The sequence below is a fragment of the Pseudomonas sp. CM25 genome, assembly GCF_013179705.1.
Taxonomy (GTDB): Bacteria; Pseudomonadota; Gammaproteobacteria; order Pseudomonadales; family Pseudomonadaceae; genus Aquipseudomonas.
On record NZ_JABMCW010000083.1, the window covers coordinates 1 to 18,810 of the forward strand.

Below are 18,810 nucleotides of genomic sequence, written 5' to 3' on the forward strand. Positions count from 1 at the left end.
TGCCCTGCGCCATTCGACTACCCAATGCCCACAGCCACCCCGGCTGGCATCAGGAGAGTCCCCATGCGCAAACTCATCGTAGCCGCCTTCATCAGCCTCGACGGCGTCATGCAGGCCCCCGGCGGCCCACAGGAAGATACCAGCGGCGGGTTCAGTTACGGCGGCTGGATCGTGCCCTACGCCGAAGAGGTATTCGGCCAGGCCATGCAGAACCTGTTCAGCCAGCCCTTCGAACTGCTGCTGGGCCGGCGCACTTACGATATCTTCGCGGGCTACTGGCCAAAGATAGAAGACAACTCGGAAGATTTTTCCATCGCCAATCTGTTCAACAGCGTGGCCAAGCATGTGGCCACTCACCACCCCGCTACCCTCGACTGGCACAACAGCCAAGCCCTGGGCACGGACATCACCACTGCGGTGAGTGTGCTGAAACAACAGGAGGGCCCCGCCCTGCTGACCCAAGGCAGCGCCGAGCTGGTGCAGCAATTACTGGCAGCAAGCCTGGTCGATGAACTGCAGTTGCTGATCCACCCGCTGCTGCTCGGCCACGGCAAGCGCCTGTTCGGTCATGACGCGGCGGCCGCAGCCTTCACCCTGGAGCATTCCGTGGTTTCGCCCAAGGGCGTGGTCATCGCCCGTTACGTGCGCGCAGGCCAGGTGCAGACCGGATCATTCGACAAAACGTAACTGCGTACAACTTTTGCCCCGCGCCAGCATCGAAAAACAGGTAAGCCCCTATCCGCTCCAAGGAGGTCAACCATGGCGCTGCGCACTACGCTGTTGCTTTCCTGCATGACCCTGGCCCTGCTCGGCTGCGCCGGCAACGATCACCCGGCACCACCGACCACCGAGCAGGTCGACCTGCAACGCTACCAGGGCACCTGGTATGAACTGGCCCGACTGCCGATGTTCTTCCAGCGCAACTGCGTGCAGTCCGAGGCACGTTATGGCCTGCGCGAGGACGGGCGCATCGACGTTACCAACCGCTGCAAGGAAAAAGACGGCCAGTGGAACGAAGCCAAGGGCATCGCCGAAGCCCAGCAACCCGGCAAGACCGACAAGCTCTGGGTACGCTTCGACAACTGGTTCAGCCGCCTGGCGCCGGACCTGACCAAGGGTGAATACTGGGTGCTGTACCACGACAAGGACTACCGCGTGGCGCTGGTCGGCCACCCCAACCGCGAATATTTGTGGCTGCTTTCGCGTACCCCGGCCATTACCGATCAGGTACGCGAACAACTGCTGACAATTGCCCAGAAACAGGGCTATGACACCAGCAAGCTGATCTGGCGCAAGGAAGGCTAGCTTGGCGTCGACGACGTTGAGCAATCAGGCTAAGGTGTGCGCCCCGTATCGCCTCGAAGGAACGAGCCCGTTGATCACCTGCCACGTCAAATACCTCGTCGACCCTTACCAGTTGCCCGCGTTCGAGGCCTATTCACGGCTGTGGATGGGCCTTGTCACGCGCATGGGCGGCAAGCATCACGGCTACTTCCTGCCCGCCGAAGGCGCCAACAACGTCGCCTATTGCCTGTTCAGCTTCCCCAGCCTCGCCGCCTACGAGCAGTACCGCAAACAGGCCGAAACCGACCCGCAGTGCATCGCCGCAGTAGCCATGGCAACCGAGCAGCGTTTCATCCTCAGCTACGAGCGCAGCTTCCTCAAGCCGCTGTTGGAACCACGCATCCGCTCGCTGGCACTGTGTGTCTTTCATCACCAGGGCAAGATCCTGGTCAACGTCTTCGATGACCCGGCCAGTGGCCAGACGCTGTGCCGCCCGCTGGGTGGCGGTATCGAATTCGGTGAACCGGGTCGTGACGCCATCGCTCGCGAAATCCGCGAAGAACTGGACCAGCCAATCAGTGATGTGCGCCTGCTAGGCATCCTGGAGAGCCTGTTCACCTATGCCGGCACGCCGGGGCATGAGATCGTGCAGGTGTACGATGCGCGCTTCGACGACGCCAGCCTGTACCAGCAAGCCTGGCTGAATGGCCACGAGTCCAACGGCAGCCCGTTCCGCGTCCGCTGGTGTGACAGCGCCGATTTCGACCGCATCGGCCCGCTGGTACCAGAGGGGCTGCAGGCGTTGCTGCGCGACTTGTCGTTGCTGGCCTGAAACAAGGAGCCAGACCATGGATCTGCTGTTCCTGGGCACCTCCGCCGGGGTCCCCACCAAGGCAAGGAATGTCAGCGCCACGGCGCTGATCGAAACCAGCGGCAGCCACTGGTACCTGGTCGACTGCGGCGAAGGCACGCAGCATCGGCTGCTGCACACGCCGCTGTCGATCCGCGACTTGCGGGCGATCTTCATCACCCATGTGCACGGCGACCACTGCTTCGGCCTACCCGGTTTGCTGGCGAGCGCCGGCATGAGCGGCCGTACCCAGCCGCTGGAGCTGATCTTGCCCGCCGCGCTGCACGACTGGGTGCGCCAGGGCCTGGTGGCCAGCGACACTTTTCTACCGTTCGAACTGCGGCTGCTGGCAGTGGAAGAGCTGGTCCAGTGGCGCAGCGAAGCCGTGCAGGTGACCACCGTGCAGTTGTCGCACCGGGTGCCGAGCGTCGGCTTCGTGTTCACCGAACTCAACCCCGAGCCGCGGCTGGACGTCCAGCGGCTGGCGGCCGAGGGCATACCGCGCGGCCCGCTATGGGGCGATCTGGCCAAGGGGCTGGCGGTGCAGCATGACGGGCAGTTGCTGCACGGCAGCGATTACTTGCGCGCGTCCCGCCCGGCGCGGCGGGTGATCGTGTGCGGAGACAACGACAACCCGGAACTGCTGGCGGACGCCGCCAACGGTGCGGATGTGCTGGTGCATGAAGCGACGTTCACCCAGGCGGTGGTGGAGCGCACCGGCGTCACCTTCGGCCACAGCACTGCTGCTGCAGTGGCACGCTTTGCCGAGACTGTCGGCGTGCGCAACCTGGTGCTGACGCACTTCAGCGCCCGCTACCAGGGCGACCCACGGCGCACGCCGAACATCGACAACGTGCGCGATGAAGCGCTTGCGCAGTACAGCGGGAAATTGATATTGGCGCAGGACCTGCAGCGCTTCCGCATTGGGCGCGATGGGAGCCTGGAACCGGTTGGGTGCCATGGGGAACGGGTTTAGGCTGACAGGTGCTTGCCACAAAATATTCAGCGCCTGTCAGCCCTGATGCGATCCCTATGAGAGCGCCCAGGCGACATCCCTGCCTACGCCGCCAATCTCCCCCTGGCAATCGCCTCCGAAGCCGCCAGCATCGCCCGCAGCAACACCGCACAACCCGCCGCCAGGTCGTCAGGCGTGGCGTTCTCGATCTCGTTGTGGCTGATGCCATTCTCGCACGGCACAAAAATCATCCCCGCCGGCCCCAGCTCGGCCAGGAAGATCGCGTCATGCCCCGCCCCACTGACAATGTCCATGTGTGGCAAGCCCAGCGCCTGCGCCGAATCGCGCACGGCATCGACGCAGCCTTTGTCGAAGTACAGCGCCGGGAAGTCGGCTGTGGGTACCAGCTCGTAGCCAAGGCCATGTTTGGCACAAGTCGCCTCGATTACCCCGCGCACCTCGGCAATCATCGCATTCAGCTGCTCGCCCTCAAGATGCCGGAAGTCCAGGGTCATGCGCACTTCACCGGGGATCACGTTACGCGAGCCCGGGTAGGCCTGCAGGCAGCCCACCGTGCCACAGGCATGCGGCTGATGGGCGTGTGCGGTACGGTTGACGGCTTCGACGACGGCGGCTGCACCGACCAGGGCATCCTTGCGCAGATGCATGGGCGTAGGGCCGGCATGGGCTTCGACGCCGCGCAGGGTCAGGTCGAACCACTTCTGGCCCAGGGCGCCGAGGACCACGCCGATGGTCTTGGCCTGGTCTTCGAGGATCGGCCCCTGCTCGATATGCGCTTCAAAATAGGCCCCCACCGGATGGCCCAGCACGGCACGCGAACCGGCGTAGCCGATGGCGTTCAACGCTTCGCCGACGCTGACGCCCTGAGCATCGCGCTTGGCCAGGGTTTCCTCCAGGGTGAACTTGCCGGCGAATACCCCTGAACCCATCATGCAGGGGGCGAAGCGCGAACCTTCTTCGTTGGTCCATACCACCACTTCCAGCGGTGCCTCGGTTTCCAGGCCCAGGTCGTTGAGGGTGCGAATCACCTCCAACCCGGCCATCACGCCGAAGCAGCCGTCGAACTTGCCGCCGGTAGGCTGGGTGTCGATATGGCTGCCGGTCATCACCGGGGGCAGCTTGGGGTTGCGACCCGAGCGGCGGGCGAAGATGTTGCCGACGGCGTCGACGCTGACCGTGCATCCAGCCGCTTTGCACCATTGTACAAACAGGTCGCGGGCCTGGCGGTCGAGGTCGGTCAGGGCCAGGCGGCAGACGCCGCCCTTGGCGGTGGCACCGAGGCGGGCCAGGTCCATCAGCGATTGCCACAGGCGGTCGCTGTCGATGTGCTGGACGGTGGTCTTGAGGATGTCTTGGACTGGGGTCACAGGTTTCTCCTTCAGGCTTTTTTGTTGTCTGTGCCGGCCCTATCGCCGGCAAGCCAGCTCCCACAGGATCACCACAGGTTCGAGTGCGGCGCAGTAGGTGGGAGCTGGCTTGCTGGCGATGGGGCCAGCGTGGTCTCAGGGTAAAGGCTTGGCCAGCCGTGCCGGGCTGCGCGCCGCCCAGCTGGCAAACACGTAATACAACGCCCCGCCCAGCAACGAGCCGGTGAACCAGCCGTAGTCGTAGAACCAGCTGAAACTGCTGTTGCCGATGGCCATCACGGTAAGCGCCACGGGCACCCCGAATGCCGCGAAGCCTGCCCAGTTCCACGCCGGGTACACGTCGTCGCGGTACAGCCCGGCCAGGTCCAGCTTCTGCCGGCGGATCAGGAAGTAGTCCACCACCATGATCCCGGCAATCGGCCCGAGCAGGCTGGAGTAGCCCAGCAACCAGTTGGAGTACACGCTTTCCAGGCTCAGGTCGGACACGATCAGGCCCAGCTTTTTCAGCAGCTCATGGCCCATCAGCGCCAGGCCGATGAAGCCGGTCAGCCACACGGCGCGGCTGCGCCCGATCAGGCGGGGGGCGATGTTCTGGAAGTCGTTGGTCGGCGACACGATGTTCGCCGCGGTATTGGTCGACAGCGTGGCGATCACGATCAACGCCATCGCCAGGGCCACCCAGAACGGGCTGTGGATCTTGCCGATCAGGCTGACCGGGTCGGACACCGTTTCGCCCACCAGTGACGCCGAGGCGGCGGTGAGCACCACGCCCAGCGAGGCAAACAGAAACATGGTCAGTGGCAGGCCGAAGATCTGCCCGAGAATCTGGTCCTTCTGGCTGCGGGCGTAGCGGCTGAAATCGGGGATGTTCAACGACAATGTGGCCCAGAAGCCGACCATGGCGGTAAGCCCGGCGCAGAAGTAACTGACCACGCTGGCCCCTTCCGGGCGCTTGGGCGGCTGCGCCAGCAGTTCGGTCATCGACATGTGCGGCACGGCCCAGAACAGCAAGCCGACGCCCACCGCTACCAGCAACGGTGCCGACAGCGTTTCGAGCCACTTGATCGACTCGGCGCCGCGCAACACCACCCACAGGTTCAGGCACCAGAAAATCATGAAGCCAATCACCTCGCCGGTCCCGCCCAAGGCCCTCCAGCCCTCGAACACCGAGCCGAGAAACAGGTGGATGGCCAGCCCGCCGAACATCGTCTGAATGCCGAACCAGCCGCACGCGACCACCGCACGGATCAGGCATGGCACGTTGGAGCCGAGGATGCCGAACGACGAGCGCAGCAGCACCGGGAACGGGATGCCGTACTTGGTGCCGGGAAAGGCATTGAGTGTAAGCGGGACCAGCACGATGACGTTGGCCAGCAGAATCGCCAGCAGGGCCTCGCCGACACTGAGGCCGAAATAGGCCGTGAGCACACCACCCAGGGTGTAGGTGGGCACGCAAATGGACATGCCCACCCACAGCGCGGTGATGTGCCATTTGTTCCAGGTGCGCTGATGCACCTTGGTCGGTGCGATGTCGTGGTTGTAGCGCGGGCTGTCGAGGACATCACTGCCCTCGGACAGCTCGAACAGGCCATTCTGCTCGACCACTTGCGATCTGCTCTGTTGCATGGGCCCTTCTCCAGATTTCTTGTAGTTGTTTGCTCATCGGGCGGATTCGATGGCCGGAGTACACACGCTGAATGTGCTTGAAAATTTCGACCAAATTCCCATCTTGTCAAGTTAGTCAAAATTCCTGAAAGCCCCGGGCTAGGCGCGTTATTTAAATTTACTTCTTTATTTTCAGTAACTTAAAAACCACAAAATTAGTATGAAAATTTTCTTGCTGAATCCAGAATCAGCATCTAGCCTCGAATCTTGTCAGGACTGACAGGATTAACCGCCCTGCCCGCCCTGCACCCGGAAAATTCCAAGAACCGGCCAAGAGACCGGTCAGCCTGCGAGGAAAACGGCATGTCCCTGTTGATCCGTGGCGCCACCGTGGTTACCCACGAAGAAAGCTACTCCGCCGATGTGCTGTGTACCGATGGCCTGATCCGCGCCATTGGTCAAAACCTGGAAGCGCCCACCGACTGCGAGATACTCGACGGCAGCGGGCAGTACCTGATGCCCGGCGGCATCGACCCGCACACCCACATGCAGTTACCCTTCATGGGCACCGTCGCCAGCGAGGACTTTTTCAGTGGCACCGCTGCTGGCCTGGCCGGTGGCACCACGTCGATCATCGACTTCGTCATCCCCAACCCGCAGCAGTCACTGCTGGAGGCCTTCCACACCTGGCGTGGCTGGGCGCAGAAAAGCGCATGCGATTACGGCTTCCACGTCGCCATCACCTGGTGGAGCGAGCAGGTGGCCGAAGAAATGGGCGAGCTGGTGGCCAAGCATGGGGTGAATAGCTTCAAGCACTTCATGGCCTACAAGAACGCGATCATGGCCGCCGACGACACCCTGGTGGCCAGCTTCGAGCGCTGCCTGCAGCTGGGCGCGGTGCCCACCGTGCATGCCGAGAACGGCGAGCTGGTGTATCACCTGCAGAAAAAACTGCTGGCCCAAGGCCTGACCGGTCCCGAGGCACACCCCCTGTCACGCCCCTCGCAGGTGGAAGGCGAAGCGGCCAGCCGCGCCATCCGCATTGCCGAAACCATTGGCACGCCACTGTATGTGGTGCACATTTCCAGCCGTGAAGCGCTGGACGAAATCACCTATGCCCGGGCCAAGGGCCAGCCGGTGTACGGCGAGGTGCTGCCCGGCCACCTGCTGCTGGATGACAGCGTCTACCGCGACCCGGACTGGGCCACCGCCGCCGGTTACGTGATGAGCCCGCCGTTCCGCCCACGCGAGCACCAGGAGGCGCTGTGGCGCGGGCTGCAATCGGGCAACCTGCACACCACCGCCACCGACCACTGCTGCTTCTGCGCCGAGCAGAAGGCCATGGGCCGGGACGACTTCAGCCGCATCCCCAACGGCACCGCCGGCATCGAAGACCGCATGGCGGTGCTGTGGGACGCGGGCGTCAACAGCGGGCGCCTGTCGATGCATGAATTCGTCGCGCTGACCTCCACCAATACGGCAAAAATCTTCAACCTGTTCCCGCGCAAAGGCGCCATTCGCGTTGGCGCCGATGCCGACCTGGTGCTGTGGGACCCGCAGGGCACGCGCACCATCTCGGCCCAGACCCACCATCAGCGGGTGGACTTCAACATCTTCGAAGGCCGCACCGTGCGCGGCGTCCCCAGCCACACCATCAGCCAGGGCAAGGTGCTCTGGGCCGATGGCGACCTGCGCGCCGAGCCGGGCGCGGGGCGGTATGTGCAGCGGCCGGCGTACCCGTCGGTGTATGAGGTACTGGGGCGCAGGGCCGAGCAACAGCGGCCGACGCCTGTGCAGCGTTAAGGCGCCCGGGGCTGCTGCGCAGCCCATCGCCGCGGTTCGTCGCCACGACAAGCCAGCTCCCACCTCGACCGCGCGGCTTTGACGGTCGGTGGAGTACCTGTGGGAGCCGGCTTGCCGGCGATTGGGGCGCAAAGCGCCCCCATTCCAAGCCAACTATAAGAAAGAGAGGCTCCAACCGTGATCGACGCCCTGAACCACTTGCCGCGCCCCCGGGCCGGCGCCGACCAGCTGGCCGAGCGCTTCAGCGACCTGGCCCCACCCCTGACCGCCCGCCAGGCCGCCGTCGAAAGCGCACGCTGCCTGTACTGCTACGACGCCCCTTGCGTCAACGCGTGCCCCAGCGACATCGACATCCCGTCGTTCATCCACCGCATCAGCGACGAAAACCTGCAAGGCGCCGCCGAACGCATCCTCTCCGCCAACATCCTCGGCGGCAGCTGCGCCCGCGTCTGCCCCACCGAAATCCTCTGCGAGCAAGCCTGCGTGCGCAACAACGCCCAGGAATGCGCACCGGTGCTGATCGGCCAGTTGCAGCGCTACGCGCTGGACAACGCCCAGTTCAGCGAACACCCATTCCAGCGCTCGCCGGCCACCGGCAAGCGCATCGCCGTGGTCGGTGCCGGCCCTGCCGGGCTGTCCTGCGCCCATCGCCTGGCCATGCACGGGCATGAGGTGGTGGTGTTCGAGGCCTGCGACAAGGCCGGTGGCCTGAACGAGTACGGCATCGCCCGCTACAAGCTGGTGGATGACTACGCTCAGCGTGAAGTGGAATTCCTGCTGGGGATTGGCGGTATCGAGATCCGCCATGGCCAGCGTCTGGGGGGCAACCTGAGCCTTGGCGAACTGCGCGATCAGTATGACGCGGTGTTCCTCGGCCTGGGCTTGAATGCCGTACGCCAATTGGGCCTGCCAGATGAAGAAGCCCCCGGCCTGCTTGCCGCGACCGACTACATCCGCGAACTGCGCCAGGCCGATGACCTCAGCCAGCTGCCGCTGGCCGACCGCTGCCTGGTGATCGGCGCCGGCAATACAGCGATCGACATGGCCGTGCAGATGAGCCGCCTGGGTGCCCGCGACGTCAACCTGGTGTACCGGCGCGGTATCGCCGACATGGGCGCCACGGGCCACGAGCAGGACATCGCCAAGGCCAACCAGGTGCGCCTGCACACCTGGGCCCGCCCCGACGCCGTGCTGCTGGACGACAGCGGCAAGGTGCGCGGCATGCGCTTTGCCCGCACGGCGCTTGCCGATGGCCGCCTGCGCGACACTGGCGAAACCTTCGAGCTGGCCGCCGATGCCATCTTCAAGGCCATCGGCCAACGCTTTGACGATGCCAGCCTCGCCGACCCGGTAGCCGCGCAACTGGCCCGCGAGGGGGAGCGTATTCGCGTTGATGAAGGGATGCAGACCAGCCTGCCGGGTGTGTATGCCGGGGGCGACTGCACCGCCCTGGGCCAGGACCTTACCGTGCAGGCCGTGCAACACGGCAAGCTGGCCGCCGAAGCCATGCATGCCCAACTCATGCTCAACGTGGAGGCTGCATAAATGGCCGACTTGTCTATCGTATTCGCCGGCATCAAGGCGCCCAACCCGTTCTGGCTGGCCTCCGCACCGCCCACCGACAAGGCCTACAATGTGGTCCGCGCGTTCGAGGCGGGCTGGGGCGGTGTGGTCTGGAAGACCCTGGGCGAAGACCCGGCGGCGGTCAACGTGTCCTCGCGCTACTCGGCGCACTATGGCGCCAACCGCCAGGTGCAGGGCATCAACAATATCGAGCTGATTACCGACCGCTCGCTGGAAATCAACCTGCGTGAAATCACCCAGGTGAAGAAGGACTGGCCTGACCGTGCGCTGATCGTGTCACTGATGGTGCCGTGCGAAGAGCAATCGTGGAAGTTTATCCTGCCACTGGTGGAAGCCACCGGGGCCGATGGCATCGAGCTGAACTTCGGCTGCCCCCACGGCATGCCGGAGCGCGGGATGGGCGCAGCGGTAGGCCAGGTGCCGGAGTACGTGGAAATGGTCACCCGCTGGTGCAAGACGTATTGCTCGCTGCCGGTGATCGTCAAGCTCACGCCGAACATCACCGATATCCGCCAGTCGGCCCGTGCCGCTCACCGTGGCGGGGCCGATGCGGTGTCGTTGATCAACACCATCAACTCGATTACCAGCGTCGACCTGGACCGCATGGTGGCCCACCCCATCGTCGGCGACCAGAGCACCCACGGCGGTTATTGCGGTTCGGCGGTAAAACCGATTGCGCTGAACATGGTGGCAGAAATCGCTCGCGACCCGGAAACCCGCGGTTTGCCGATTTGCGGCATTGGCGGCATCGGCAACTGGCGTGATGCCGCCGAGTTCATGGCCCTGGGCAGTGGCGCCGTACAGGTATGCACAGCGGCGATGCTGCACGGTTTTCGCATTGTGGAAGACATGAAGGACGGCCTGGCACGTTGGATGGACCAGCATGGGCACCCGAATATCGAGGCGTTCCGCGGTCAGGCAGTGGGGCATACCACGGACTGGAAGTACCTGGACATCAACTACAAGTCCGTGGCGCATATCGACCAGGAGGCCTGCATCGGTTGCGGGCGCTGCCACATTGCCTGTGAAGATACTTCGCACCAGGCGATTGCCAGCACCCTCAAGGCGGACGGTACCCACGCCTATAGCGTGATCGAGGAGGAATGCGTGGGCTGCAACCTGTGCCAGATCACCTGCCCGGTGGAGAGCTGCATCGAGATGGTGGCGCAGGATACTGGCAAGCCGTACCTGAACTGGACCCAGGACCCGCGCAACCCCTATCGCGAGGCCAGTTAAGCGTCTTTGCCTTGAATGGCCTCATCGCCGGCAAGCCAGCTCCCACAGGGATCGCAGCAGGGCTGACAGGTGCGATCCCTGTGGGAGCTGGCCTGCCGGCGATGAGCCGCAACGCGACCCCAATCAGAGCCTCAGGGTTCCAAACCGATCCCCCGCAAAATCACACTGGTCACCGTCTGCATCGCACTCTCGAACGCCATGTCCGACAGCGCCTCGCCACCATTAAGCAGCGTCACCTGGTAGCCAAAGTCAGCGTAATGCTGGGTAGCCGCCCAGATCATGTACAGCAACGCTGACGGCTCAACCGGCAGAATGCGGCCCTCCTCCACCCAGCGGCGGATCTTGGCTTCCTTCAGCTTCGCCCAGGGCACCAGGCTCTCATCAAGGTTCACCCCCAGGACCGGCGCGCCGTGCAGCATCTCTTCGGCCCAGATCTTCGAGCCCAGCGGCCGTGAGCGCGAATGGCCCATCTTGGCCCGTATGTAACTGGTCAGCACTACGCGCGGGTCGTCGAAATTCTCGAAACACAATGCATCCTGCTTCCACACATCCAGCAGGTCTTGCAGCACCGCGCGGAACAGCTCGTCCTTGGTGCTGAAATAGTAATGCAGGTTGGAGCGCGGCAACTCGGCCTGCTCGGCGATATCACCCATCGAAGTGGCGCCGTAGCCCTTGTCGGCGAACACCTTTTCCGCGGCTTGCAGAATCTTCTCGACATTGCGCCGGCGGATTTCGATCTTGTGGTTGGCCATCAGGCTTGAGCCGTCCACACCGCCAGTTCATAACCGTCCGGGTCGATGAAGTGGAAACGCCGGCCACCGGGGAAGGCAAAGGCCGCGCGGCTGATCTTCGCACCTGCGGCCTCGACGCGTTTCTGCGTGGCCTCGAGATCGTCGGCGTAGAGGATGATCAACGGCCCACCCGGCCTTACCGGCTCGCCGGTGGTGAAGCCGCCTGTCAGCCGGCCATCGCCGAATTCGCTGTAGGTAGGCCCGTAGTCGGTGAAAGCCCAGCCGAACACGCTGCCATAGAAGGCCTTGCTCCGTGCGATGTCGCTGACATTGAACTCGATGTTGTCGATCTGCCGGTCAGTACCGCGAATGCCCATGTGTGCTCCGTGCCGAAGGGGTTTCACCTAGTCTACTCCGGTCACTTGAGAGTTTTACATCAGGCGGCATGAAACAACCCGGGGGCCTAATGCCAATCAGTTAAGGCTAGAGGGGCTGCTGCGCAGCCCATCGCCGCGGTTCGTCGCCACGACAAGCCAGCTCCCACCCAGACCGCATCGAGTTCAAGCCATGCGCCGTACTTGTGGGAGCCTGGCTTGCCAGCGATGGGCCGCAAAGCGGCCCCAATTGCTTAACTGACTGGCATTCCCCGGTGGCCAGGCTTTATCGCGAACACCGGCAAAGCCGTTGCCCCACACCGCGTCGCATTCTTCGCGGGTAAACCCGCTCCCACAGGGATCGCGCACGCATTGAGATTTGAAGAAGGGCACTACCCGCAACTGGCCCGGTCGCGCACCGGGCACTGGGCGCGGTGCAGGTTCAGCGCGGTATTGATGATGCCGATATGGCTGAACGCCTGGGGGAAGTTGCCAAGCATGCGCCGACCGGCCGGGTCGTACTGCTCGGCCAGCAGGCCAAGATCGTTGCACAGACCGGTCAGGCGCTGGTACAGCGCCTGCGCCTCGGCCTGGCGGCCAAGCAGTACATACACGTCAGCCAGCCAGAACGAACACACCAGGAAAGTGCCCTCGCCTGGGGTCAGGCCATCGCTGCAGCTGTCGCTGTCGTAGCGCATCAGCAGGCCGTTTTTCAGCAGCCGTTGTTCGATCTGCTCCAGCGTGCGCAAAAAACGCGGGTCGTCCGCCGGCAGGAAACCGGTCAGGGCAATCTGCAACAGGCTGGCATCCATTTCAGTCGAGCCGTAGGCCTGGACGAAGAATTTGCCGCTCGCATCCAGCCCCTGTGTACACACTTCGTTGCGGATCTCGTCGGCCACCTGGCGGTAATGCCGCCCGCGCTCACGGTCCTCCTCGGTGGTGTCGGCCAGCCCGGCGGCGCGGTCGAAGGCGACCCAGGCCATGACCTTGGAATGCACGAACTGCTGGCGACCGCCGCGCACCTCCCAGATACCCTCGTCGGGCTTGCGCCAGATGCTTTCCACATACGGCAGGATCAGCCGCGCAATCGCGGCACTGCGTGGCAGCCGGGGCAAGCCGCCCTTGATCGCCTGGGTCATGGCGTCGGCCAGTTCGCCATAGATGTCCAGTTGCATCTGCCCGGACGCGGCATTGCCCACGCGCACCGGCTGTGAATGTTCGTACCCGGCCAGCCATGGCAGGGTGTACTCCTGCAAATCACGCTCGCCAGCCAGGCCGTACATGATCTGCATCTGTTCGGGGTTGCCAGCCACCGAACGCAGCAGCCATTCACGCCAGGCCTGGGCTTCGTCGAAATAGCCAAGGTTCATGAACGCCAGCAGGGTCATGGTAGCGTCGCGCAGCCAGCAAAAGCGGTAGTCCCAGTTGCGCTCGCCACCCACACGCTCGGGCAGCGAGGTGGTGACGGCGGCGACGATGCCGCCGGTGGGGGCATAGGTCATGGCCTTGAGAGTGAGCAGCGAGCGGCGCACCAGCGCGGTATAAGGCCCTACCTCCGGGCAGCGAGCGGCAAAGGCCTGCCATTGGTCGATGGTTTGCGCCAGGGCTTGATCGCTGTCGCAGTCGGGCTGCACCGGCAGGTGCGAGGGCTGGTGGCGCAGGCTGAAGACTTGCCGCTCGCCAGCACCCACGCGAAAGCGCGCGCCAGTGTGATGGTCGCGAGGCTGGGGCGGGACGGTGCTGCACAGGATCAACCGGTCAGGGCCGGCGACGGCGCTGAGGCTCAGTGGCTCCAACCGTTCCACCCACGGCACGCTGCGCCCGTAGTCGAAGCGCATCACCAGGTCCATTTCAAAGTTGGTTTCACCCGAGAGGCCCTCGACGATGCGCACCACCGAATTGGCTTCGCCCAACGGCATGAAGTCGAGCACCCGCGCGCGGCCGGTGGCAGTGACCCAGGTGGTTTCCAGTACCAGGGTGTCGTCCAGGTATTGCCGGCTGCTGTGTTCGACCGGGTCGCAGGGGGCCAGGCGCCAGCGGCCGTTTTCTTCGTTGCCCAGCAGGGCGGCGAATACTGCAGGTGCGTCGAAGCGTGGCAGGCACAGCCAGTCGAGCGAGCCATCGCGGCTGACCAGGGCGGCGCTGCGGCAGTTGCCCAGCAGTGCGTAATCTTCGATATGGGCGGGCATTGGGTCTCCTTTCATTGGTTGCCTGTCCCGGCCTCTTCGCGGGTAAACCCGCTCCCACAGGATCACTACTGGATCTGAAAATGCGCAGTACCCGTGGGAGCGGGTTTACCCGCGAAGAGGCCAGCACAGGCACTGCAAAACGCTCATCCCAACCGATGCCATTCGCGCTTGTCCCGCGTCAGCAGCTCATGGCCAGCCTCGGGCCCATCTTGACCGGCCGGATATTCATGCACCTCGCCATCCTTGGCCCAGGCATCAAGAAACGGCTGCACCGCACGCCAGCCGTTCTCGATGTTGTCGGCGCGCTGGAACAGGGTCTGGTCCCCGGTCAGGCAGTCGTAGATCAGTGTTTCGTAGCCAGTCGCCGGGGTCATTTTGAAGAAGTCCTTGTAGGCGAAGCCCAGCTCGACATTCTCCATTACCAGCTCTGGCCCAGGGCGCTTGGCCTGCAAGTCGAACCACATGCCTTCATTGGGCTGGATCTGGATTTTCAGGTAGTTGGGCTTGGGCCGTTCCAGCTCCGATTCGCGAAACTGCGCATACGGCGCAGGCTTGAAGCAGATGGCGATCTCGGTGTCACGTACGCTCATGCGCTTGCCGGTGCGCAAATAGAACGGCACGCCGGCCCAGCGCCAATTGTCGATCATCACCTTCAGCGCCACATAGGTCTCGGTCTGGCTATCTTCGGCCACGTTGGCTTCCTGGCGATAACCCGGCAACCGCTTGCGGCCCTGTTTGCCCACGGTGTATTGGCCGCGCACCGAATTCTTGAGCGCCATCTTTGCCGACCAGGGGCGAATCGCACCGATCACCTTGGCCTTTTCCCCACGTACCGCATCGGCACCGAACGCCGCCGGCGGTTCCATGGCGACCATCGCCAGCAACTGGAACAGGTGGTTGGGCACCATGTCACGCAGGGCGCCGGTGTTGTCGTAGAACGCCCCCCGGGTTTCGACGCCAACGGTTTCGGCAGCCGTGATCTGCACATGGTCGATGTAGTGGTTGTTCCAGAACGACTCGAACAGGCCGTTGGAGAAACGGCTGACCAGAATGTTCTGCACCGTCTCCTTGCCCAGGTAATGGTCGATGCGGTAGATCTGCCGCTCGCCCATCACCTTCAACAGGCAGGCATTGAGCGCCTCGGCACTGGCCAGGTCGGTGCCGAACGGTTTTTCCACCACGACACGACGAAAGCCGCCGCCGGACTCGTCCAGCAGGCCGGCCTCACCCAGGCGCTGGGCAACTTCCGGGAAGAACCGCGGCGACGTTGCCAGGTAGAAGATGGCATTGCCATGGCTGGTCTTGTCGATGCGCTTGCCGATGGCCTGGTAAGTGGCCGGGTCCAGGAAGTCGCCGGTCTGGTAGTCCAGGCACTTGGCCAGGCGTGACCACAGCTTCTCATCCAGGCACTTGGCTGCCCCCTCGCCCCCCTTGTCGCGCTCGGCCATGAAACTGTGCAGCCGCCCGGCAAAGTCCTCGGCACTGGCCGGGTTGTGGTCGACGCCGACGATGCGCAGGTTGCGGTCCAGCAAGCCGTCGCGGCTGAGGTTGTAAAGCGCCGGCATCAGCAGGCGCTTTACCAGGTCGCCATTGGCGCCAAACAGGAACAGGGTACAAGCGGGTGCAGCCGGTATGGTCTGTTTAGTCATTCGCCTTTCTTCTCGACGTGGCCACCGAAGCCCAGGCGCATGGCCGAGAGAATCTTGTCACCATAGGTGCCCTGCTGCTGGCGCGAGCGGAACCGCGCGAACAGTGCGCTGGACAGCACCGGCACAGGCACCGCCTGCTCGACGGCAGCGTCGATGGTCCAGCGGCCTTCGCCACTGTCGGACACCGAGCCACTGAACTGCGACAGCTGCGGGTCGGCCGCCAAGGCATCGGCGGTAAGGTCGAGCAGCCACGAAGTGACCACGCTGCCGCGCCGCCATACTTCGGCAATTTCGCCCACATTCAGGTCGAAGCGCTGGTCTTCCGGCAACTCGTTGCCGCCTTTGCTGCGCAACAGGTCGAAGCCTTCGGCGTAGGCCTGCATCAGGCCGTACTCGATGCCGTTGTGCACCATTTTTACGTAATGCCCGGCGCCCGGTGGGCCGGCGTGGATATAGCCATGTTCGGCACGCTGGTGTTCGCCACTGAGGCCATGGGTGCGTGGAATATCACCCACGCCCGGCGCCAGCGCCTTGAACAGCGGTTCCAGGCGCTCGAATACGTCCTTTTCGCCGCCGATCATCATGCAGTAGCCACGGTCCAGGCCCCAGACACCGCCAGACGTGCCCACGTCCAGGTAATGCAGGCCGCGCTTGGCCAGTTCGCTGGCGCGGCGCATGTCGTCCTTGTAGAAGGTGTTGCCGCCGTCGATGATCGCGTCGCCCGGTTCGAGCAGATCGGCCAACTGGGCGATGGTCTGTTCGGTGGGCTCACCCGCCGGCAGCATGACCCACACGGCGCGGGGTGCCTTGAGCTTTTGTACCAGCGCACCGAGGTCGTGCGCGCCCTGCGCGCCTTCGCCCTCCAGCCCGGTGATGGCCTCGCGGTTGCGGTCATGCACCACGGTGCGGTGGCCGGCGCGCATCAGGCGCCTTGCGATATTGCCGCCCATGCGGCCCAGCCCGATGATTCCCAGTTGCATGAGCCCATGCTCCCCTATTAAATGGATGACGACAGTTAAGCTTTTCAGGTTAGTCCAGCATGCCGCCCGAGGGTTCAGCGACGAATGGCGAGACCACGATAAACAAAAAAGTTCCCAAGACCTGTGAAAGAATTCAGAATGCGCCCCGCGTGAAGCGTCTACGCTTTGATTTGTCACCAGCCAAAACCGCGAGGTGTGCTCATGGGTACTCTGATGCCTGCAACCCCAACCCAGACCCTCTATGTCTCCGTGCGCCGTGATGAGCTGCGTAAGCTGAAGGACGAACGTGACCAGCTGCGTCAGCAGGTCGCCCAGTTGAACCTGATGCTGGCGCAACAGCGCGATGGCGATAAAGCTGTCAGCCTCTGAGCTGTACCTTTCTTCAGTGGGGGCTGTATGGCCTCCACCTTGCCTCCCCCCTTTGTAGCGTTTTCAGGTCCGGCTGCCTGCCGTGATCGGTACATGCAACCAAGCGCTTCGTACTTGTCCTACCCCTGTGCGGGCACGGTCTGATAACGTCCATTGCTCACTCCAGCCAGAATCGGCATCGGGCAGGCTGACTTCGCGGCCTGCAGCGCTATTCGGAGCTGACTGCATGAAACGTATCCCCCTTGGCGTTTCCCTGGCCTTGATTGTCCTTGCGAATCCGGCATTCGCCGCCAGTCAACTGGAGTGTCGCAAGCTCGACGAACGCCAGGTCGTGGCGCTGTTCCAGGAGTGGAACAGCCGCCTGCAAACGGGACAGGCCGAAAAAGTGGCCGATTTATACACGGACCAAGCACTCCTGTTGCCTACCTTGTCAGGTACAGCCCGAAAAGATCGAGCCGCCCACATCGATTACTTCAATCGATTCCTGCGCGACCGCCCTGCAGGCACACTGCATGAAACGCATGTTTACGGGGGCTGTGACCAGGCATCGCTGGCTGGCTTGTATACCTTCACCTTCGCTGCCACCGGCCAGCAACAGGTAGCGCGCTTTACATTCAACTACCGGTATGTCGATGGCCAATGGCTGATAGCTCACCATCACTCCTCGATTCAGCCCGCGAATTAGTCCCGAACCCTGGTGCCTTCACACCGTCGAATGCACCAGATCAGCGCACCAGCAGCCCCTGATCGGGGCGTCGCCCTCCCCCGCTCGAACCGCCGCCGGGCCTGGTTAACATCCGGTTACGCTCGCCAACGTTTGCGTCTATTGCGCACCATAACAATAGTGACCAGTGGGTCACCTTTTTAGCTCTTTCTCTCCTACACTCGGTTTTCGGCCCGCGATTTGCTCAATGGAAGAGTGACGAAAATAAGTCGAACTTTAAGGAAAGGCGGCGGGTCAGCAATTAAGTAGGCCAAACCCATGGGACATTCCCAGGCTCGGCCCACCACCCCAATGAATCCCATCGCTTTCGGCCGGAGTGCCGATCGCGTTGTGTTTGCGCGCACGACCCAGGGGCATGGAACGCAATACGCAGTATTCAGAACCAGAGAGAACCAACACGAGATATCGCCACGGGTGCCAGCACCCGGCCAAGCATAGGGACGGAGAAGAAGTATGATCAGTGCCGCTGTCGAGCCTCACGTAGACACCTTTACCTCGGACAACCGCGAACCAGTCACCCCGGATTTCGCTACGACAGGCATGGCACCCGGCGCTCAGCGCCAGCACAACCCCAACAAGCGCAAAGTGCTGTTCGTAACCTCGGAATTCGCCGACCTGGTAAAAACCGGCGGCCTGGGCGATGTCTCCGCCGCCCTGCCTCGTGCCATGGCCCACTTGCATGATGTGCGCGTACTGATCCCCGGTTACCCGCAAGTGATGGAAAGCGACAACCCCATCCATATCGTCGGGGCGCTGGGCGGGCACGCGGCGCTGCCGCCGTGCAAGATCGGGCGCATGGATCTGCCCGACGGCCTGGTCATCTATGTGCTGATCTGCCCAGAGCTGTACCAGCGGCCGGGTACCCCGTATGCCGCCGACAACGGCCGCGACTGGCCGGACAACCACATCCGTTTCGCCCGCCTTGGCCTGGCAGCTGCCGAGATTGCCGCTGGCGAGGGCATGATCCACTGGAAGCCTGAACTGGTCCACGCCCACGACTGGCCCGCAGGGCTGGCGCCCGCCTACATGCACTGGCGCGGGCTGAGCACGCCGACCCTGTTCACCATTCACAACCTGGCCTACCAGGGT

General features: G+C 63.5%; 17 protein-coding genes and 1 pseudogene. 11 read left to right on the plus strand and 7 right to left on the minus strand.

What is annotated here, in order from left to right:
• Positions 1 to 63: 63 nt before the first annotated feature.
• The 5 genes and pseudogenes from HP546_RS11625 (at position 64) to HP546_RS11640 (ending at position 3,110) form a co-directional block, all read left to right on the plus strand.
• On the plus strand, positions 64 to 687 hold the full coding sequence (locus HP546_RS11625) for a dihydrofolate reductase family protein (RefSeq protein ID WP_172224739.1): 624 nt from the start codon (positions 64 to 66) through the stop codon (positions 685 to 687).
• Between the two features lie 72 nt (positions 688 to 759).
• Positions 760 to 1,305: a lipocalin family protein gene (locus HP546_RS11630; protein ID WP_172224742.1), complete on the plus strand. Its 546-nt coding sequence runs from the start codon at positions 760 to 762 to the stop codon at positions 1,303 to 1,305.
• Between the two features lie 70 nt (positions 1,306 to 1,375).
• Positions 1,376 to 1,675 (plus strand): annotated as a pseudogene (locus HP546_RS31795) (NIPSNAP family protein); the annotation flags it as partial.
• A complete protein-coding gene (locus HP546_RS31800; RefSeq protein WP_172224803.1) occupies positions 1,670 to 2,116 on the plus strand; it encodes an NUDIX hydrolase in 447 nt (148 codons plus the stop codon). The pseudogene HP546_RS31795 and the gene HP546_RS31800, both read left to right, overlap by 6 nt.
• Before the next feature lie 16 nt (positions 2,117 to 2,132).
• Positions 2,133 to 3,110 carry a ribonuclease Z gene (locus HP546_RS11640; protein ID WP_172224745.1) on the plus strand — a complete coding sequence of 326 codons (978 nt, stop codon included), beginning with the start codon at positions 2,133 to 2,135 and terminating at the stop codon, positions 3,108 to 3,110.
• Between the two features lie 83 nt (positions 3,111 to 3,193).
• Here the strand turns inward: HP546_RS11640 and HP546_RS11645 are convergent, their stop codons facing one another.
• Together HP546_RS11645 and HP546_RS11650 are read right to left on the minus strand one after the other, a co-directional pair.
• Complete coding sequence (locus tag HP546_RS11645) at positions 3,194 to 4,477, minus strand: Zn-dependent hydrolase (protein WP_172224747.1); 1,284 nt, start codon at positions 4,475 to 4,477, stop codon at positions 3,194 to 3,196.
• A 135-nt stretch (positions 4,478 to 4,612) separates the two neighbouring features.
• Positions 4,613 to 6,103 (minus strand): NCS1 family nucleobase:cation symporter-1, encoded by a 1,491-nt coding sequence (locus HP546_RS11650; RefSeq protein ID WP_172224750.1) that lies wholly within the window; start codon positions 6,101 to 6,103, stop codon positions 4,613 to 4,615.
• Between the two features lie 342 nt (positions 6,104 to 6,445).
• On the opposite strand from HP546_RS11650, the gene hydA reads away from it, so the two are divergent.
• From hydA to preA, 3 genes are all read left to right on the plus strand, one after another.
• Positions 6,446 to 7,885: a dihydropyrimidinase gene (hydA, locus tag HP546_RS11655; RefSeq protein ID WP_172224753.1), complete on the plus strand. Its 1,440-nt coding sequence runs from the start codon at positions 6,446 to 6,448 to the stop codon at positions 7,883 to 7,885.
• 177 nt (positions 7,886 to 8,062) lie between these two features.
• Positions 8,063 to 9,430: an NAD(P)-dependent oxidoreductase gene (locus HP546_RS11660; RefSeq protein WP_172224756.1), complete on the plus strand. Its 1,368-nt coding sequence runs from the start codon at positions 8,063 to 8,065 to the stop codon at positions 9,428 to 9,430.
• On the plus strand, positions 9,431 to 10,705 hold the full coding sequence (gene preA / locus HP546_RS11665) for an NAD-dependent dihydropyrimidine dehydrogenase subunit PreA (RefSeq protein ID WP_172224759.1): 1,275 nt from the start codon (positions 9,431 to 9,433) through the stop codon (positions 10,703 to 10,705).
• 131 nt (positions 10,706 to 10,836) lie between these two features.
• Here the strand turns inward: preA and HP546_RS11670 are convergent, their stop codons facing one another.
• The 5 genes from HP546_RS11670 to gnd form a co-directional block, all read right to left on the minus strand.
• Positions 10,837 to 11,457: a TetR/AcrR family transcriptional regulator gene (locus HP546_RS11670; RefSeq protein WP_172224762.1), complete on the minus strand. Its 621-nt coding sequence runs from the start codon at positions 11,455 to 11,457 to the stop codon at positions 10,837 to 10,839.
• Complete coding sequence (locus HP546_RS11675; protein ID WP_172224765.1) at positions 11,457 to 11,813, minus strand: VOC family protein; 357 nt, start codon at positions 11,811 to 11,813, stop codon at positions 11,457 to 11,459. Before HP546_RS11675 ends, HP546_RS11670 begins: the two co-directional genes overlap by 1 nt.
• A 389-nt stretch (positions 11,814 to 12,202) precedes the next feature.
• Entirely contained in the window at positions 12,203 to 13,999 is a 1,797-nt protein-coding gene (locus HP546_RS11680) for a glycoside hydrolase family 15 protein (RefSeq protein WP_172224768.1), read from the minus strand.
• A 143-nt stretch (positions 14,000 to 14,142) separates the two neighbouring features.
• The gene (gene zwf / locus HP546_RS11685; protein WP_172224771.1) at positions 14,143 to 15,648 is read right to left on the minus strand and encodes a glucose-6-phosphate dehydrogenase; all 1,506 of its coding nucleotides are present in this window, start codon (positions 15,646 to 15,648) and stop codon (positions 14,143 to 14,145) included.
• On the minus strand, positions 15,645 to 16,628 hold the full coding sequence (gene gnd / locus HP546_RS11690) for a phosphogluconate dehydrogenase (NAD(+)-dependent, decarboxylating) (protein WP_172224774.1): 984 nt from the start codon (positions 16,626 to 16,628) through the stop codon (positions 15,645 to 15,647). Before gnd ends, zwf begins: the two co-directional genes overlap by 4 nt.
• A 201-nt stretch (positions 16,629 to 16,829) precedes the next feature.
• Here gnd and HP546_RS11695 point away from each other — a divergent pair, with 201 nt between their 5' ends.
• The 3 genes from HP546_RS11695 to HP546_RS11705 form a co-directional block, all read left to right on the plus strand.
• The gene (locus HP546_RS11695; RefSeq protein ID WP_172224777.1) at positions 16,830 to 16,997 is read left to right on the plus strand and encodes a DUF6026 family protein; all 168 of its coding nucleotides are present in this window, start codon (positions 16,830 to 16,832) and stop codon (positions 16,995 to 16,997) included.
• Positions 16,998 to 17,223: 226 nt separating this feature from the next.
• Positions 17,224 to 17,682, plus strand: a complete 459-nt coding sequence (locus tag HP546_RS11700; protein WP_172224797.1) for an SgcJ/EcaC family oxidoreductase — start codon at positions 17,224 to 17,226, stop codon at positions 17,680 to 17,682.
• Between the two features lie 492 nt (positions 17,683 to 18,174).
• The coding region (locus HP546_RS11705) for a glycogen/starch synthase (protein WP_172224800.1) at positions 18,175 to 18,810 on the plus strand (636 nt) is incomplete at its 3' end.

Excerpts from the sequence above, each read along its gene's own strand:
- HP546_RS11625 (WP_172224739.1), top strand. The coding sequence starts at position 64 with ATGCGCAAACTCATCGTAGCCGCCTTCATCAGCCTCGACGGCGTCATG.
- HP546_RS11630 (WP_172224742.1), top strand. The coding sequence starts at position 760 with ATGGCGCTGCGCACTACGCTGTTGCTTTCCTGCATGACCCTGGCCCTG.
- HP546_RS11640 (WP_172224745.1), top strand. The coding sequence starts at position 2,133 with ATGGATCTGCTGTTCCTGGGCACCTCCGCCGGGGTCCCCACCAAGGCA.
- HP546_RS11680 (WP_172224768.1), bottom strand. The coding sequence starts at position 13,999 with ATGCCCGCCCATATCGAAGATTACGCACTGCTGGGCAACTGCCGCAGC.
- gnd (WP_172224774.1), bottom strand. The coding sequence starts at position 16,628 with ATGCAACTGGGAATCATCGGGCTGGGCCGCATGGGCGGCAATATCGCA.
- preA (WP_172224759.1), top strand. The coding sequence starts at position 9,431 with ATGGCCGACTTGTCTATCGTATTCGCCGGCATCAAGGCGCCCAACCCG.
- hydA (WP_172224753.1), top strand. The coding sequence starts at position 6,446 with ATGTCCCTGTTGATCCGTGGCGCCACCGTGGTTACCCACGAAGAAAGC.
- HP546_RS11700 (WP_172224797.1), top strand. The coding sequence starts at position 17,224 with ATGAAACGTATCCCCCTTGGCGTTTCCCTGGCCTTGATTGTCCTTGCG.
- HP546_RS11650 (WP_172224750.1), bottom strand. The coding sequence starts at position 6,103 with ATGCAACAGAGCAGATCGCAAGTGGTCGAGCAGAATGGCCTGTTCGAG.
- HP546_RS11675 (WP_172224765.1), bottom strand. The coding sequence starts at position 11,813 with ATGGGCATTCGCGGTACTGACCGGCAGATCGACAACATCGAGTTCAAT.
- zwf (WP_172224771.1), bottom strand. The coding sequence starts at position 15,648 with ATGACTAAACAGACCATACCGGCTGCACCCGCTTGTACCCTGTTCCTG.
- HP546_RS11695 (WP_172224777.1), top strand. The coding sequence starts at position 16,830 with ATGGGTACTCTGATGCCTGCAACCCCAACCCAGACCCTCTATGTCTCC.
- HP546_RS11670 (WP_172224762.1), bottom strand. The coding sequence starts at position 11,457 with ATGGCCAACCACAAGATCGAAATCCGCCGGCGCAATGTCGAGAAGATT.